General features: G+C 70.2%; 14 protein-coding genes. 1 reads left to right on the top strand and 13 read right to left on the bottom strand.

What is annotated here, in order from left to right; all coding sequences use genetic code 11:
- From OM076_RS46225 to OM076_RS21095, 11 genes are all read right to left on the bottom strand, one after another.
- On the bottom strand, nt 1-1,369 hold a 1,369-nt coding region (locus OM076_RS46225), incomplete at its 3' end, for an MMPL family transporter (RefSeq protein WP_270042045.1).
- Nucleotides 1,370-1,385: 16 nt separating this feature from the next.
- A complete protein-coding gene (locus OM076_RS21140; protein ID WP_270042044.1) occupies nt 1,386-3,020 on the bottom strand; it encodes an MlaD family protein in 1,635 nt (544 codons plus the stop codon).
- A gap of 6 nt (nt 3,021-3,026) precedes the next feature.
- A complete protein-coding gene (locus OM076_RS21135) occupies nt 3,027-4,358 on the bottom strand; it encodes an MlaD family protein (RefSeq protein ID WP_270042043.1) in 1,332 nt (443 codons plus the stop codon).
- A complete protein-coding gene (locus OM076_RS21130; RefSeq protein WP_270042042.1) occupies nt 4,355-5,932 on the bottom strand; it encodes an MlaD family protein in 1,578 nt (525 codons plus the stop codon). The genes OM076_RS21135 and OM076_RS21130 overlap by 4 nt, the downstream gene beginning before the upstream one ends.
- 12 nt (nt 5,933-5,944) lie before the next feature.
- Nucleotides 5,945-7,354 carry an MlaD family protein gene (locus tag OM076_RS21125; protein ID WP_270042041.1) on the bottom strand — a complete coding sequence of 470 codons (1,410 nt, stop codon included), beginning with the start codon at nt 7,352-7,354 and terminating at the stop codon, nt 5,945-5,947.
- On the bottom strand, nt 7,351-9,000 hold the full coding sequence (locus OM076_RS21120) for an MlaD family protein (RefSeq protein ID WP_270042040.1): 1,650 nt from the start codon (nt 8,998-9,000) through the stop codon (nt 7,351-7,353). The genes OM076_RS21125 and OM076_RS21120 overlap by 4 nt, the downstream gene beginning before the upstream one ends.
- Before the next feature lie 67 nt (nt 9,001-9,067).
- The gene (locus OM076_RS21115) at nt 9,068-10,414 is read right to left on the bottom strand and encodes an MlaD family protein (protein ID WP_270042039.1); all 1,347 of its coding nucleotides are present in this window, start codon (nt 10,412-10,414) and stop codon (nt 9,068-9,070) included.
- A gap of 4 nt (nt 10,415-10,418) precedes the next feature.
- Nucleotides 10,419-11,231 carry an ABC transporter ATP-binding protein gene (locus OM076_RS21110; RefSeq protein WP_270042038.1) on the bottom strand — a complete coding sequence of 271 codons (813 nt, stop codon included), beginning with the start codon at nt 11,229-11,231 and terminating at the stop codon, nt 10,419-10,421.
- Nucleotide 11,232: 1 nt separating this feature from the next.
- Nucleotides 11,233-12,030, bottom strand: a complete 798-nt coding sequence (locus tag OM076_RS21105) for an ABC transporter permease (protein ID WP_270042037.1) — start codon at nt 12,028-12,030, stop codon at nt 11,233-11,235.
- Nucleotides 12,027-12,767, bottom strand: a complete 741-nt coding sequence (locus OM076_RS21100) for an MlaE family ABC transporter permease (protein ID WP_270042036.1) — start codon at nt 12,765-12,767, stop codon at nt 12,027-12,029. Before OM076_RS21100 ends, OM076_RS21105 begins: the two co-directional genes overlap by 4 nt.
- A gap of 126 nt (nt 12,768-12,893) precedes the next feature.
- Complete coding sequence (locus OM076_RS21095) at nt 12,894-13,439, bottom strand: GNAT family N-acetyltransferase (RefSeq protein ID WP_270042035.1); 546 nt, start codon at nt 13,437-13,439, stop codon at nt 12,894-12,896.
- 42 nt (nt 13,440-13,481) lie between these two features.
- Between OM076_RS21095 and OM076_RS21090 the strand changes: the two genes are divergently transcribed.
- Entirely contained in the window at nt 13,482-14,060 is a 579-nt protein-coding gene (locus tag OM076_RS21090) for a COG1361 family protein (protein ID WP_270042034.1), read from the top strand.
- Here the strand turns inward: OM076_RS21090 and OM076_RS21085 are convergent.
- A complete protein-coding gene (locus OM076_RS21085; RefSeq protein WP_270042033.1) occupies nt 14,041-14,244 on the bottom strand; it encodes a cold-shock protein in 204 nt (67 codons plus the stop codon). The two genes, OM076_RS21090 and OM076_RS21085, sit on opposite strands and share 20 nt — an antisense overlap.
- 64 nt (nt 14,245-14,308) lie before the next feature.
- On the bottom strand, nt 14,309-15,118 hold the full coding sequence (locus OM076_RS21080) for a calcium-binding protein (protein ID WP_270042032.1): 810 nt from the start codon (nt 15,116-15,118) through the stop codon (nt 14,309-14,311).
- Nucleotides 15,119-15,141 lie beyond the last annotated feature (23 nt).

Below are 15,141 nucleotides of genomic sequence, written 5' to 3'. Positions count from 1 at the left end.
GCCGCAACGCGCCGCCCGCGCCGTCGAACAGCTCGCCCGCCCCGCGCAGCGATCGCGCCACCGCGCCCGCCGACGCGCGCCGGCGCGACGCCAGCGCGAGCACCGCCGTGCCCGCCGTCAGCGCGACCGCCAGCGCCACCCCCACACCCACGACCAAGAGCGCCCCGAAGCCCCGGACCATCGGCACCGGCGACAGCAGGAGCACCAGGAAGCCCACGGCCGTCGCCAGCGCGGCGGTGCAGATCGAGCGCACCGAGCGCGCCCGCGCCTGGTATTGGATCGCGTAGTCGACCGCCAATCCCAGCAACACGGGGAGCACCGCGATCGACGCCATCGTCAGCGGCAATCCCAACAGCGCCAACCCTCCGAAGACGATCGCCACCGTGCACAGCGCAAGACCCAACGGCAGCAGCCGCAGCCGCGACCGGAACAACAGCGCGAGCACCAAAGCCATCACCGCCACAGCCACCAGCAGCAGCCGCAAGATCGACGCGCTCAGCACCGACGTCAGATCCCCCGCAAGCACCGGCACGCCCGTGACCACGTAGCGCCCGCCGCCGTCGAGCTTGAACTCGGGCATCGCCACCGCGGACCGGATCAGTGCCACCGCCCGCGCGCGGGCCGCGTCCGACAGCCCCGCCTTCAAACGGACCGAGACCAAAGCCGAGTCCGCCGACGGGAACAGATACGCGAACCGCGCCTTCGGCACGCGCGCGCCCCGCGCCGGGTCGAAGACGAGCTGGTACACGAAGTCCGGGTCGTTGACCTTCGGCGCGCCCGTCAGGTTCAGCCCGTACTTGGCGTTCAACGCGAGCAGCTCCTGCGCGAACTGCGCGTACACCAGCTGCTCGGCCTGCTTGCCCAGCTTGCGCGCCTCAGCCGCCGACCTGCCCTGCCCGAGCGCGAGCTTGGTGGCCGCCTCCTTGGCACGGTCGGCCTGCGCCGCCCGCGCCCGCGTGCGGCCCTGCAGCTGCGCGGTGAGCTCCTCGACGGAGGAGTTGATGAAGGTCCCGGGCCCGTAGACCACCCGCACGGGCTTCTCGCGCGCGAGCGCCGCGCAGGCCCCGGAAGCGCCGCCCGGCACCGCCGCACCCGCCGGCGCGTTCCCCGACAGGCACCCTTCGAGCCCGAGCAACCGGTTGAGGTCGGACGTCAGGACCAGCCGCGGCAGGTCGCCGCGCACGAGCACGTAGACGGCGTCGTCGCCGAAGCGCCGGTGCACGATGTCCGTCGCCCGCCCCGAGGCCGAGCCGGAGCCGACGAGCGTCGACGTCGCCGCCGAGGGCGAGAGCCGCCAGAGCGCCAGCCCGCCACCCACCACAGCGAGCACGAGCACCACCGCGAGCACTCGCGCCGGCCGCGCTGCCACCCACGCCACCACGCGGCTACCCCCCGCTTGAGCGGGCGTCGACCTGCGGGTACTGCGTGGTCTTCCCACTCACCGTGAAGGGTCCCTGCTTGCGGCACGGCGGCGCGGCGACGCCCGTCCCGGTCGCGCCACCGAACGCGTAGGTCTGGATCTGCTGCAGCAGCTGGTCGGGGATCAGCGCCGAGGCCTGCTCGGGGGTGAGCGGCACCTGCGGGATCGGCGGCAGCCCGACCGGCGGAAGCGGCACGGCCCCGCCCACGATCGTCGCCACCGGCGAGGGGATCGCCGTCGGCACCGCGTCGACGACGTTGTTGACCAGCGTCGACGGCGTGTTGACGACCGTCGGCATCAGGTTGGACGCCACGCATTGGCGATCCTCGTACACCGGCAACCCGTTCGCGAGCTCGTCGAAGCCGCCCGCCGCGCGGTACGGGTTGGGCCGGTTGGTCGGCAACCGGTGCGGATAGACCGCGAGGTTCTCCGGGTTCAGCGGGTTGCTGGTGCGCAGGTAGTGGATGCCGGTCGCGAGGTCCTTGGCCTGGGTCGCCGCGGTCGTGTTGGCGAAGAACGAGGTGAGCTCGCGCTTGTAGCCGCCGATGAAGTCCACCGCGGGTGTGAGCTGAGCGGTCGCGGGATCGAGCTGGGCGATCAGCGGCCGCAGGTCCTCGAGCGTCTTCTCGGCCGCCGGGAAGCCCTTCACCGAGGCGTCGATCAGCGGCTGCAGCTGCTCCAGCAGGTGGCGCAGATCGGGCGAGATCTTCTCGAGCTCCTGCAGCGTCGGGGAGAGCTCGCGCGCCGCCGGCCGCAGCTGTGTGATCAGCGGGTCCGTCTCGGCGGCGAACTCGTCCAGCCGCTTGAACGTCAGCTCGGACTCCTTCTCGAACGTCGGCAGCGCCCGGAACGCGGACTTGAGCTGCTCGTCGCGCGACGCCGTCGTCGCGAACACCGTGTTGGTGTTCTGGATCAGCGAGCGCAGCTGGCCGTCGCGCTCCGACAGCGCGCCGAAGACGACGCCGGTGTTGGCGATCAGGCGCGAGACCGCGCCCTCCTGCTTGTTGAGGATCGAGACGATGTCCGCGGTGTCCTCGGCGAACGGCGCCAGGTTCCCCAACGCGTCGTTGAGATCCTGGCCGTGGCCGGAGATCGCCTGCGCCTGAGTCTGCATCCAGTCCTGGAACGCGGCCCGCGTCTGGGGGTCGAACGCGCGCAGGATCTCGTCGAGCTCGACCGTGTCCGACACCTGCGAGGCCGGCAGCTCGCCGCCCTCGGGGATCGGCTGCGCCGACGACCGGCCCGGCGTCAGCTCGACGTAGGTCTCGCCCAGCAGCGTCTTCTGGCGCAGGATCGCCTTGGCGTCCGACGGCAGCGGCGCGTAGCGCGAGCGCAGCTGGATGACGACGTCCGCCCGCCCGGTCTGCTTGTCGGGCGTGATCGTCTTGACCTTGCCGACCGGCACGCCGGAGATGCGCACGTCGGCCTCCAGCGCGAGCTGCCCCGCCTCCGCGAACGACGTGTGGAACCGGTAGCCCTTCGGCTTCAGCGGCACCGTCCCGCCGAAGGCGAGCCACAAGAACAGGAGCAGCCCGAAGCACGACAGCGCGAAGAGCACCATCGCGAGGATCTTGCCGAGGCCGGGAGCGTCCTTAACCATGCGCAATCACCCGCCCGTCGTCGGACAGATCTGCGCCGGCGAGGGCGCGTTGAGCAGCTGGACGAGCGTGCCGAGCTGCGGGTTGGCCTGGGCGACGGAGCCCAGCAGCTGCGCGCTGGAGCAGGAGAGGACGACGAGGCCGCGCCGGATCGGCCCGTGCGCGTCCTGCGTCGAGAAGATCGCATTGCCCGCGTGGTTGACCCACGACTGCCAGAAGAGGAAGCCCTCCTGGGTGTTTCCGGGCGGGTTGTAGGCGACCTCGTTGAGCAGGCGGTTGACGACCTTGAAGGAGGCGGTGAGGTCCGGTGTCGCCGCCGCCAGGTCGCGCATCGCGGGGCGCAGCTCCTGCACGGTCGGCAGCGCCGCGCGGGTGAACGGGCGGATCTCGTCGCGGATGATCGGCGTCGACTCGCGCAGGAACGGGCGCGTCGCGCGCAAGGACGGCGCGAGTGCGTTCGCCGCCGGCAGCAGCGCGTTCAGCGTCGGCCCGAGCTCGTCGGACAAGGTCTTGACCTTCCCGAGCGTCGTCTGCGTGGTCTGCAGCGTGCCCGGCAGCTTCTGAAGGATCTGCCGCAGCGACGCGTCCTGTCCCGCGAGCGTGGCGAAGACATCGTTGGAGTTCGACACGAAGCTCGCGAGCTGCGTGTCGCGCTGCCCGAGCTCGTCGGTCAGCAGCGAGAAGTTGTGGACCACGCGGGCGAGGTTGCGCCGGCGCTCCGCCAGCCCTTCGTTGATCGCCCGCGCGTACTTCGCGGTCGGCTCCAGCCGCCGGATCGCCTGCGCCAGCTCGCGCCCCTTGACCTCGCCCCCGACCCCCTGCGCGCCGTCATTCAAAAGCAGCACCAGGTAGTCGCGGGTGTCGGAGTCCAGCGCCGCGAGGATCTCGTCGAGGTTGACGTCGGGCAGCGTCTGGGAGATCGGGATCACGCCGCCCTCCTGCAGCCGGCCCGCGTCGGGCGTGCCGGGCGTGAGCTCGGCGACCATGTCCTTCAGCCCGGTCTTGGGGCGCAGCAGCACCGACGCGTTCTTGTACACCCGGTCGTACTTGGGCCGGATCCGCAGGCCGATGATCGCCTTGCCGTCGCGCAGCTTGACCGACGCGATCTCCCCCACCTCGACGCCCGCGATGTTGACCGTCTGCCCCTGGCCCGGCGTGACGGCCTGGGCGGTCGACATCTCGGCGTCGATCACGAAGAAGTCCTTGCCCACGAGTGGCACCCACCCCGGCAGCGCCAGGCGCTGCTTGCCGAGGATCACCGTCGACACCGCCGCGGCGACGACCAGCAGGCCGAGGATGGCGAGGAAGTCCAGGTAGTGCTTGCGGATCGCGGTCCTCACTTCGCCTTCTCCTGCGAAGGCGGCAACGAACCCTTCTTCGCCGTGCCGAAGGGGTGCAGCTTGCGGCGCACCGCGGAGAGGTCGGCCTCGCGGAGCAGCTTCTCGCGCGCGGACTTGACCTGTGCGGTCTCGGCGGGCGCGCCGGTCGGCAGCGACTTGGCGGCGGCGGGACCGTTGACGTCCGGGATCTTCTGCTTGTAGCAGGGCGCGTCCGGCTTGTAGGGCGGGAGCTTGCCCGGGTACGCCGGGCGGTTGCCGAGCGGGACCGCGACGTTGTTGCCGAACAGCTGCCCGGTGCTCGCGGTCTTCGATCCCAGCGAGACGCTCTGTGTGCCGCCGCCGGTCTGGAAGCGCACGTACATGCCGTTGCCGTCGGTGTTCTGGCCCTCGCCCGCGATGCCCACCAGCGCGTAGAAGAACTCCTTGTAGTTCTCCGAGCCGGTCGCGAACTCGTCGTTGATCACCTGATCGCCGGCGGGCAGCACGACGTCGCGCAGGCACTTGGACGCGAGGTCGGTCTGCGGCAAGAGCTCCGTCGCGCGATCGATCAGCCGGGCGAGATCCTGGGTCGCGGGCGAGAGCTCCTCCGCCAGGCCGCCGAGCTCGGGCTTGCCGACCAGTGCGTGGGCCTGTTCGATCCACGGGAACGCGGCGGCGATCGTCGCCGGCGTCTCGCGCACGCCCGGCCGGATCGCACGCGCGAACTCGCGCGTCGGCGGGAACGCCGCGTTCAACGAGGTGAACGCCGCGTTGGCGGTGGCGAGCGTCGGCGGGAGCTCGCGGATCGTCGCACGCAGGTTCGCCGACTCCGACGCGAACGTCGCGGTCGTCAGGTTCAGGTTGGTGATCAGGTCCTTGAGCGCGCCCTCGCTGCGGTCGAGCGCCTCGGCGGTGTTCGCCGTGCCCTTGATCAGCCGCTCGACGTCACGGCCCGGCTCGGTGCCGAGCAGCGCCTCGAGCACCTGCGCGGTCGAGCGCTCGGCCTCGGGGATGTCGTCCAGCGCGTCGTTGAAGGACTCCGCCCCGGTCTGCCCGCGCGCCAGCGGCGACGCGTCCGCGTTCTGGGCCGGGGTCGGCTTCGAGTTCAGCGAAGCGTCGAGCCCAACCAGCAGCCTCTGAAGGTCCTCGCGCGAGTCGCTCTGCAGCGACGTCAGGACCTCGTCGAGCTGCACCGGCGACGCCGTCTGGGTGATCTTGATCGTGTCGCCCGACTTCAGCACCGGCGCGCCCGGCGTGCCCGGCTTGAGGTCGACGAAGAAGTTGCCCTCGAGGAAGATGCGCGGGCGGACCTTCGCCGTCGCGTCCTCGTGGATCGGCAGCGCGGTGTCCTTGAGCTCCATCGTGATCAGCGCGGCGTTGGAACCCTCGACTCCGGTGACCGACTTGACCTTGCCCACCTCGACGCCCGCGATCCGCACCGGCGAATTGGGCCGGATCGAGTTCGCCGACTCAAACTGGGCCTTGATCTGGAACCCGTGGGTGAACGGGATGTCCTTGGTGAAGCCGAAGAACAGGATCACCGCGGCCAGGATCGCCCCCATCAGGCCGATGAAGCCATTCGAGCGCTTGGGCACGCGGCGGCCCATCTAGTTGCTGTCCTTCGAGTAGCCCTCGGTGCGCGCCTGCTGCGTGCCCGGGGGGTTGGACATGACGGTCTGCCCGGTCAGGAACGGCTCGTTGCCCGCCTCGCACTCCTTCGGCTGGCCCGGCGCCGCCGTGTTCGGGTACGGGTTGATGTGCAGGTGGTTGGCGGCGGTCGGGCCGTTGGCCGGCCCCGACGAGGGGCCGCCCTCGTTGTTGGGGCCCTGCGGCGTGGTGACGATGATGAAGCGCTGCCAGGTGCCGTTGCGGTCGCCCTCGCTCAGCAGCGAAGAGATGTTGCGGAACCACAGCGTCAGGTAGTTGCAGACGGTCTGCGTGGGCGCGAGGTAGTCGAGCGTCGGCTTGAGCGAGTTCACGAGGTCGGTCGTGTTCTGGATGCCGCGCGGGACGAGCGGGTCCTCGGCGAACGTCTTGAGCTCCTGCAGCAGCGAGTTCAGGCGCTGGTTGAGCGGCGGCGTCTTGGGCAGCACCTCGATGCCGGTCTGCAGCGCGCTCGCGAGCTCCGGCGCGGCGGTGCGCAGCGCGTGGACTCCCGGTTGCAGCTCGCGCATCAGGCCCTCGGTGTTGGCCAGGAACGGCCGCTGGCGCGGGAGGCTCTCGATGCCCGCGTCCAGCGCCGGCTTGGCGCCCGTGATCGAGTCCTGGATGTACGGGCGCGACACCACGCGCAGCGCGGCCATGGTGGCATCGACGTTGCGGAACAGCGAAGCCTGCGTCTCCGCCGCCGGAGCGACGATCGCGGCGGTGTCCGAGAGCTCGGTGACGAACGTCCCGAGCCCCGTCTGCGGGCTCGAGAGGTTCCGCATCACCGGGACGAGGTCTCGCAGCAGCGGGCGGAACGCGCCGATCGCCGTGTTGATCGACTCGCCGCGGCCCGCGAACGCGGTCCCGAAGCCTTCGAGGTTGGCCTGCGACGCCGCCCGCGTGTTCTCGTCGAACATGTTCAGGAACTCGTCGAGCTCGACCGGCGTCTTGGCGTGGACGAGGGCGATCGTGTCGCCGTCCTGGTAGCCCTGGGTCGAATGCCCGCGGGTGATCTCGACGTACTTCAGGCCGAGCGCCGAGCGCGAGCGGACCAGCAGCGTGGAGTCTTTCGGGAGCGGGCCGGCGTCCTTGTCCAGCGTCAGGCCGAGCACCGCGATCACGGACCCGTCGCGCAGCGTCTTGGGCTTGATCGTCGAGACGGCGCCGACGCGGGTCCCGCCGATCTTGACGTCGTTGCCGACGACCAATTGGGCCGCGCTCGGGACCTCCGCGTTGAGCTGGTAGGTCGGGACGAACGGCAGGCCCTTGTTGGCGTTGTAGGAGAGGAAGACGGCGACGAGGATCACCAGCACCGTCGCGGCGCCGATCAACACGGGGTTGCCCGCGACGCTTCCGCCGCGCGTCCTCATCCGCCGCCGTCCTTGCCGAACAGGTAGTCCAGCAGCGCGTCGGCGGGATCGCCGCTCGGGGTGGCGGTCTCGGTCGGTGCGGCGGCCGTCGCGGGCGCGGCCGTCTCGGCCGGTGGCGTGCCGGGCGTCTCCGTCGGCACGGACTCAAGCGGCGGGGCGGGCGTGGCCGACGCGGTGGGCGCGACCGTCGGGACGGACTCAAGCGGCGCGTCCTTCGCCCGCTTGGCCCGCTTCGACGCCGGCGTCTTCTTCGCCGTCGTCCGCTTCCCGGCCGCGACCTCCTTCTTGGCCTTCTCGACCTCCTGCCCGAGCGCGCGTGCGAGCGCGATCGCGGTCGCACGCAGCACCGGGTCGTCACCGACGGCGTCGACCGCGCTGGACACGTTGGCCGTGGCTCCGGAGGACGAAGCCGTGTCCGTCGGGAACTTCGCCGAGCAGCCCGCGACCGGCACCTGCACGTACGTCGCGCACTGGTTGACGATCAGCGCGGCGCGCAGGTAATGGCCGACGGCGTCGAAGCCGTTGACCGCGGACGCCTGGTAGAAGATGTAATCCATCAGGCGCTCGATGCCGCCGGTCTCCTGGAAGGACTCGAGCACCTGCCGCAGCGTCACGCCCACCGGCAGCACGGCCTTGGCGAGGCCGCGCAGGTCGGCGATCACGGGCTGCGCGGCTACCACCGCGGGAGTGCCGGTCTTGGCGGCCTCGCCGAGCGAGTCGACCGCGGGGATCGCGGCGGTGGAGAACGGCCCGAGGCGGCGCACGACGTTGTTGATGTCACCGGCGCGCGCGTGCAGGTCGACGAGCAGCGGCGTGGTCTGATCCGACAGCGAGCCGAGGCGCTCCATCGTCGGCTGGAGCTCGTCGAGGAACCGCGGCAGCGTCTGGATGTCCGCCTCGAGCGCGGCGCTCTTCTCGGCCGTCGCCTCGGCCACCGAGCTCGAGTTGCGGATTGCGCCCGCCACGCTCGCCCGATCGCGCGCGAGCGGCGCCAGCACCGTGTCCGAGTTGACCGCGAGCTGCTCGAGCTGCGTGTTCTGGCGGGCGAGGATCGCGAGCACCTTGTCGGTCTCCTGCAGCGCCGGGTTGGCGCGCCGGATCACGTCGTTGAGGTCCCTGCCGCGACCCGCCAGGCCGGTGCCGAGCTCGTTGAGGATCAGCGACAGCCGCGCGCGCTCGGGCTCGCGCATCGTGTTGCCGATCAGGTCGATGTCGACCGTCTGCATCGTGTTCGAAACCGGCAGCAGGAACTGGCCCTTGCCTGGCCCGCGCTGGATCTCCTTCAGCTTCGGCGGCGCCTGCGCCGTGGCCGAGCGCGGCTGCGTCGGCTTGCACTCGACGAAGCGCTCGCCGATCAGGTTCTGCGGGCGCACGATGCAGCTCGCGTCGTTGCGGAAGTCCTGGTAGCCGGGCTCGGTGATGTCGAGCACGACGGCCGCCTTGAAGTCCGGCGTGACGTCGAGCGAGGCGACCTTGCCGACCTTGACGCCCGCGATCTTGACGTCCTCACCGGGGATGACGAACCCGGCGTTGTCGAAGATCGCGCGCACCTGGTAGCCCTGCTTGTCATCTTGCGACGCGATCAGCACGATCGCCACGACGATCACCGCGAGCACGAGCACGATCGGGACGAGCCGCCTGAGCATCACGACACCACCTTGGTGGTGCCCGAAACCTGAGGTCGGTCCCGCCGCAGCCGCTGGCCGGGCTCGATCATGGGCCCGCCACCACCTGGGTGGGATCGCAATCGAGGTTGCCGCCGGAGTCGCGGTACGGCGCCGAGCCGTCGATCGGCGGCTGGCTGGCGGCGCCCGGGCAGCGCTTGAGCATGCCGGTCTGCAGGCCGTCGAGGCGCTGGGCAACCGGCAGCGGGACGAGCTGGGCGGGGCCCGCTGGCAGCTCCTCGAGCTGGAAGGCGTTGAAGATCGGCTGGATGCGCGCGTAGTGCCCGTTGGCGTCGTAGTTGGCGGCGCCGACGCCGAAGTCGCGGAACCAGCCGACCAGCTCGGGAATGTAGGGGCGCGCGAACTCGAGCACCGGCTCGCCCTTCTTCAGCGCGCCCGTGCCGTTGGCGAACGCCGGGCTCGCGACCTTCTGGAAGCCCGGGAGCTTGCGGGTCGCGTCGACGAGGTCGTTGTTGGGCCCGGGGCGGCCCAGCAGCGTCGAGAGGTCGGCGATCGTCGGCCGCGCGTCGCGCAGGAGCGGGCGCAGCTCGCGCAGGAACGGCGCCAGGTCCTTGGTCGCGGGCTTTGAGTCCGCGACCAGCGGGTCGAGGTCGTCGAGCGTCGCGCGCAGGTTCACGAACGTCGAGTTGGCGCGGCGCAGCGTCGTCGGCAGCAGCAACAAGGCCTGCGAGAGCGCCCGGTTCTCGGAGGCGATCGCCCCGGTGGTGGCGTTCGCGTTGCCGACGAGATCGGCGAGGTCGTCGCGGCGCTCGGCGATCGCGCTCACCGTGCGCGACGAGGAGACGATGAAGCGGGTCAGCGCATCCTCGTCCTCCGTCGTCTCGGTGACCAGCCGGCGCGCGCTCGAGAGCAGCGGGTTGAAGTACTCCGTCGCCGCCGCGGCTTGTGGGCCCTTGCCGTCGAGTTCGGTCTGGAAGCCCGTGATCACGCCCTGGAGGCTCTTGCGCGTCTTCGGGTCCAGGGTGTTGAAGATCTGGTCGAGGTCGACCGCCGTCGTCGTCGAGGCCGTGGTCAGCGTCGAGTGGTCGGGCAGCGTGCGGCTCGCGTCCGGCCCCGGCGAGATCGCCACGTAGCGGTTGGCGATGCCCGACAGCGACGTCAGCCGGATGATCGCCTGCGTCCCCTCGCGCAGCGGCGCGTACGGCTCCTCGACGCCGATCCGCACCGCCGCCTGGTTGGTGGAGGTCAGCTCGATCGACCGCACCGACCCCACCGCGCGGCCGCCGATCTGGACGTTGTCGCCCTTCACCAGCTGGCCCGCGTTCTCGAAGATCAGCGTGTACTCATGCCCGCCCCCGCGCACGGCGAAGAGGTAGATCGCGAGCGCGGCGACCAGCGCGACGGCGATCAGAACGGCGGAGCGGGCGACCGTCAAGCGCTTACTCCATGCCCAGCGGGCCCTTCGAGGCCCCGGACAGGAACTGGCGGACGAACTGGTTGTCGGAGTCGAAGAGCTCGTCGGCGGGCCCGGACTCGACGATCCGGCCCTTCCACAGCACGGCGATGTACTCGGCGACGCGCTTGGCGGACATGATGTCGTGGGTGATCACGACGTAGGCGCCGCCGTTCTCCTCGTGGATCTCCTGGATCAGCTCGCACAGCAGCGCAGTGCGCACGGGGTCTAGGCCCGAGTCGGGCTCGTCGAAGAGCACGATGTCCGGGTCCAGCACGAGCGCGCGAGCGAAGCCGGCGCGCTTGCGCATGCCGCCGGAGAGCTCGTTGGGCATCTTGTCGGCCGAGCCTTCCAGGCCGACCTCGCGCAGACGTCCGTTGACGATGTCGGCGACCTCGTCCTCGCTCTTGTCGGTGTGCTGGCGCAGCGGGAAGGCGACGTTGTCCCACAGGTTCATCGAGCCGAACAGCGCGCCGTCCTGGAAGAGCACGCCGAACTTCTTGCGCATCTCGAAGAGCTCTTCGTCGCGCATCCCGGGCACGGACTCGCCGTGGACGAGCACGTCGCCCTGGTCGGGATAGAGCAGCCCGACCATGTGCTTGATGCAGACCGACTTCCCGGTGCCCGACGGCCCGAGGATCATCGAGATCTTGTCGTTCGGGATCCCCATGTTGAGCCCGCGCAGGATCTTGTTGCGCCCGAACGCCTTGTGGACGTCGACGAACTCGACCGCGTCCTCGACGCCGCTGGGGCGCTTCTTTCCGGTGTGCCACTTGTATTCGTCTTCGTGGTCCGTCACGTCAACCTCCGATGGGTGCGCGTGGGTTCGCGCCCCAGAAGACCTGGGTTCCGAGCATGCCTATGAGATGGACGAGCACGATGTTCAGGACCATCGACTTCGCCGTCGCCGTGCCGACGCCGACGGGGCCGCCGCTCGCCGTGTAGCCGTAGTAACAGCCGACGAGGACGATCACGGTCGCCATGACCATCGCCTTGATCAAGCTGAAGAGGAGGTCGGGAGGGTTCTGGAACATCCAGAAGATCAGCGAGTAGCCGCCGCTTGAAACCTCGCCTATCTGTTCCACCACCGCCAAATAGGAGGCTAGGAAGCCCGCGCCGATGCCGGCGAGATAGACGAAGGGCAGGACGAGCCAGGAGGCGATCAGGCGGGTCGCGCAGAGGAAGGTCATCGACGAGATGCCCATGACCTCCAGCGCGTCGATCTCGTCGGAGATCCGCATGCTGCCGAGCTCGGCGACGATGCCGGTCCCGACCTTGGCGGCCATCATGTAGCCGAAGGCGTACGGGATCAGCTCGCGCAGATCGCACCAGGCGGCGAAGACGCCCGCGTAGGCGGGGGCGCCGGTCGCGCGGTTGAAGTAGGCGGCCTCGATGCCGCACTGCAGGCCGATGATGAACGTCAGGCCCCAGATCACGAGCGTGCTCGAGAGGATCAGCACGCCGGCCTGGCGCAGCGCCTCGCCGAAGTACTTGAAGACCTTCAGGCCGAAGACCTCGCCGACGACGCGCCCGGAGAAGCGCATGATCTCGCCGAACGTCGCGAGCCAGTCGCGCGGGACCGCCAGCCAGTCGTTCATTTGATGTTGAGGATGTCGGGGTGGGTGGCCAGCAGCGTCTGCGTGAACACGTAGTTGAACGCGAAGACGCCGAGCGTCGAGATGACCACGGCCTGGTTGACGGCGCGCCCCACGCCCGCGGCGCCACCGCTCGCCGTCATGCCCTTGTAACAGCAGACGACCGCGATGATCGCGCCGAACAGCGTGCACTTCAGGACGCTGCCCCACAGGTCCGGGATGCTCGCGTTGGTCAGCAGGTTCGCGAAGAACGGGCCGACGGGCTGCTGGTTGACGCCGTTGGCGACGAGGCCGCCGAAGATGCCGAAGAGCACGGCGAAGACGTCGAACATCCCCGTCACGAGCATCAGCGCGAGGAAGCGCGGCACGACGAGGTTCTTCACCGGGTCCACGCCGAGCACCTGCAACGCGTCGAGCTCCTCGCGGATCTTGCGCGCGCCGAGGTCGGCGGTGATCGCGGTGCCCGCCACGCCGGCCAGCACGATCGCGGTCACGAACGGCGCGAACTCGCGGATCGACGCCAGCACGAAGAAGCCGCCGAGCCGGTCGTTGGCACCGAACAGCGTCAGGAAGTTGGAGGCCTGCAGCCCCGGCGCCGCGTAGCCGAACGCGATCGTCGAGATCATCAGGGGGAACCAGCACAGGCGCAGCGCGAACAGGAACTGCTGGACGAACTCGCCGCCGTACGGGTAGGGCGGACGGATCGCCGAGACGATCGTCTTCCCCGTAAGGATCATCATGTCCCCGACTTCCTCCAGCAAGCCCTTTGCCGGCAGGAAGACGCGGTCAGCGGCGCTGCGAACCACCTGTCTCCTCTCCCCTCTAGAGGCGCCTAGATTACGGGCTTGGAACGTGTTGACGCGCAGTTACTTGCGCAAACGGGCCAGGAGCATCACATCCACGCGGCGCCCTCTTTCCAGATTGCGGCCGATCATCACCCCCTCCTCGACGAACCCGAGCGAGGTGGCGAGCGCCCTCGCGGCCCCGTTGTCGGGCGTGGTGGTGATCTCGATCCGCTCGAGCTCGAGCTGCTCGAACGCCCAATCGACCAACAGGCTGACCGCCTTACCGCCGACGCCGTGCCCGCGGGCGGCGGGCACGAGCCAATAGCCGACCTCCGCCCGTTTGTGGCGCCACGCGAGCGTGTGGAGCATCACGTGGCCGAGGAACGGGCGCTTGGTCTCGTCGGTCACCGCCAGGCCGAGGAACTCGCCGCGCGCCCGCAGCCCGGGCTGGCGGGCGATGAAGCGCCGCACGCCGTTCTCCGTCGGGTCCTCCTCGGCGCCGATGACGATGCCCAGCTCGGGGTCCTCCCGGAACGCCTGCGCGAACGCGCCCGCGTCGCGGGCGCGCAGGCGGCGCAGCGCGACACCGTCGCGCGAGAGTCCTTCCGGCACGGGCAGGCTCGGCACTGGCGCGCGAGATTAACGCCCGCTGGTACGTTCCGCAGTCAAATGCGCCGCGCCGTCATCGTCCTCGCCGTGCTCGCCACCGGCTGCGGCGCGGCCGAGCGCCAGGACGCGGACGAGCCCTCGGGCGAGTTCAAGGTCCAGATCGTCTCGGCGACCTTCCCCAAGCGCCAGCACATCGCCGAATCCGTGCAGCTGCGGGTGCGCGTCAAGAACGCCGACGACGAGACCCTGCGCAACGTCGCCGTGACCGTCGAGACCAAGCCCGTCGAAGGCAACGCGGCGATCTCGTTCGGCCAGCGCTCCAACGACCCCGCGCTCGCCGACTCGGGCCGGCCGATCTGGGTCCTGGATGCAGGACCCGTCGGCGGCGACGTCGTCACGGTCAACACGTGGTCGGCGGGCACGCTCGGCCCTGGCGAGTCCAAGGTCCTGGTCTGGAAGCTCGTCGCCTCGCGCGCCGGCCGCTTCACGGTCGACTACCGCGTCTCCCCGGGCCTGACCGGCCGCGCGACCGCGGCCCAGGGCGACACCAGCGGCTCCTTCGACGTCACGATCGCCGACCTCCCGGTCCCCGCGCGCGTCGGCGCGGACGGACGCGTGACTAGAGCGGCGTTACGTTGACGGCCTTCGGGCCCTTGGGACCGGCTTCCGAGTCATAAGACACCCGCGCGCCTTCACGGAGCGTGCGGAACCCGTCGGCGTTGATGCCTGAGTGATGGACGAAGAGGTCAGCGCCCTGGTCGTCGGGGGTGATGAACCCGAAGCCCTTGTCGTCGTTGAACCACTTCACGGTGCCGGTCGCCATTTGGCCTCTCCACTGCGCTTTCGCCGGGCCACACGCCCGGCCGGAGCGCGGAAAAGTACCAGTGTTAAGTGCGTGCGTGATGCTTGACATGTTCACAACCAGTGACCTTGTCGCGAGCGTCGGCGTAGACGGTGTCAGTGCCCGAACCGCAGTTGATCTTGTCGCGCTCTCCGTCGCGGGCGTCGATCGTGTCAGCACCGGCCCCGGACTCGACCAGATCGCGGCCCGGCCCGGGGTCGATCCGGTCCTTCCCGCCCCCGGAGGAGATCTCGTCGTTGCCCTTGCCGCCGTCGATGCGGTCGTTGCCGGACTCGGTCGCGATCAGGTCGTTCCCGGCGCCGGCGTCGATCGTGTCCGAGCCCGGCCCGGTCGCGATCCAGTCGTCGCCGTCGCCCGCGTCGATCTTGTCGATCCCGGTGCCGCCGTCGATCTCGTCGTCGCCCGTTCCGCCGACGATCGTGTCGTTGCCGACGTCACCGGAGATCGAGTCGACCCCGGGCCCGCCGTCGAGGTGGTCGTTGCCACGCCCGCCGAGCAGGACGTCGTCGCCGTCGCCGCCGCGCAGGACGTCCTCGTCGCCGGAGCGGTCGTCGTCGTCCGTGCAGACGTCAGGCCGCTCCGCACCGGGCGGGCAGACGCCGTCGCCCTGGATGCGGTCGTTGCCCGGCCCGCCGTCGATGCGGTCCTTGCCGCCGAGGCCGAAGACCGTGTCGTCCCCGCCTTTGGCGAGCACCTGATCCTCGGTCGGCGTGCCGAACAGGAAGTCACCGAGGTCGGTGCCTTCGATCGTCACCGCGGCGGTCGCGGGCGCCGCCACGGCGAACGTCAAGGCCAGCGCCGCGGCCGCGATCCGTCCCAACATCATCCTGGGCATTGGAACCCAGGATGACGCCGGAA

The organism is Solirubrobacter ginsenosidimutans, assembly GCF_027587205.1.
This window is presented reverse-complemented; position numbering and strand designations above follow the sequence as displayed.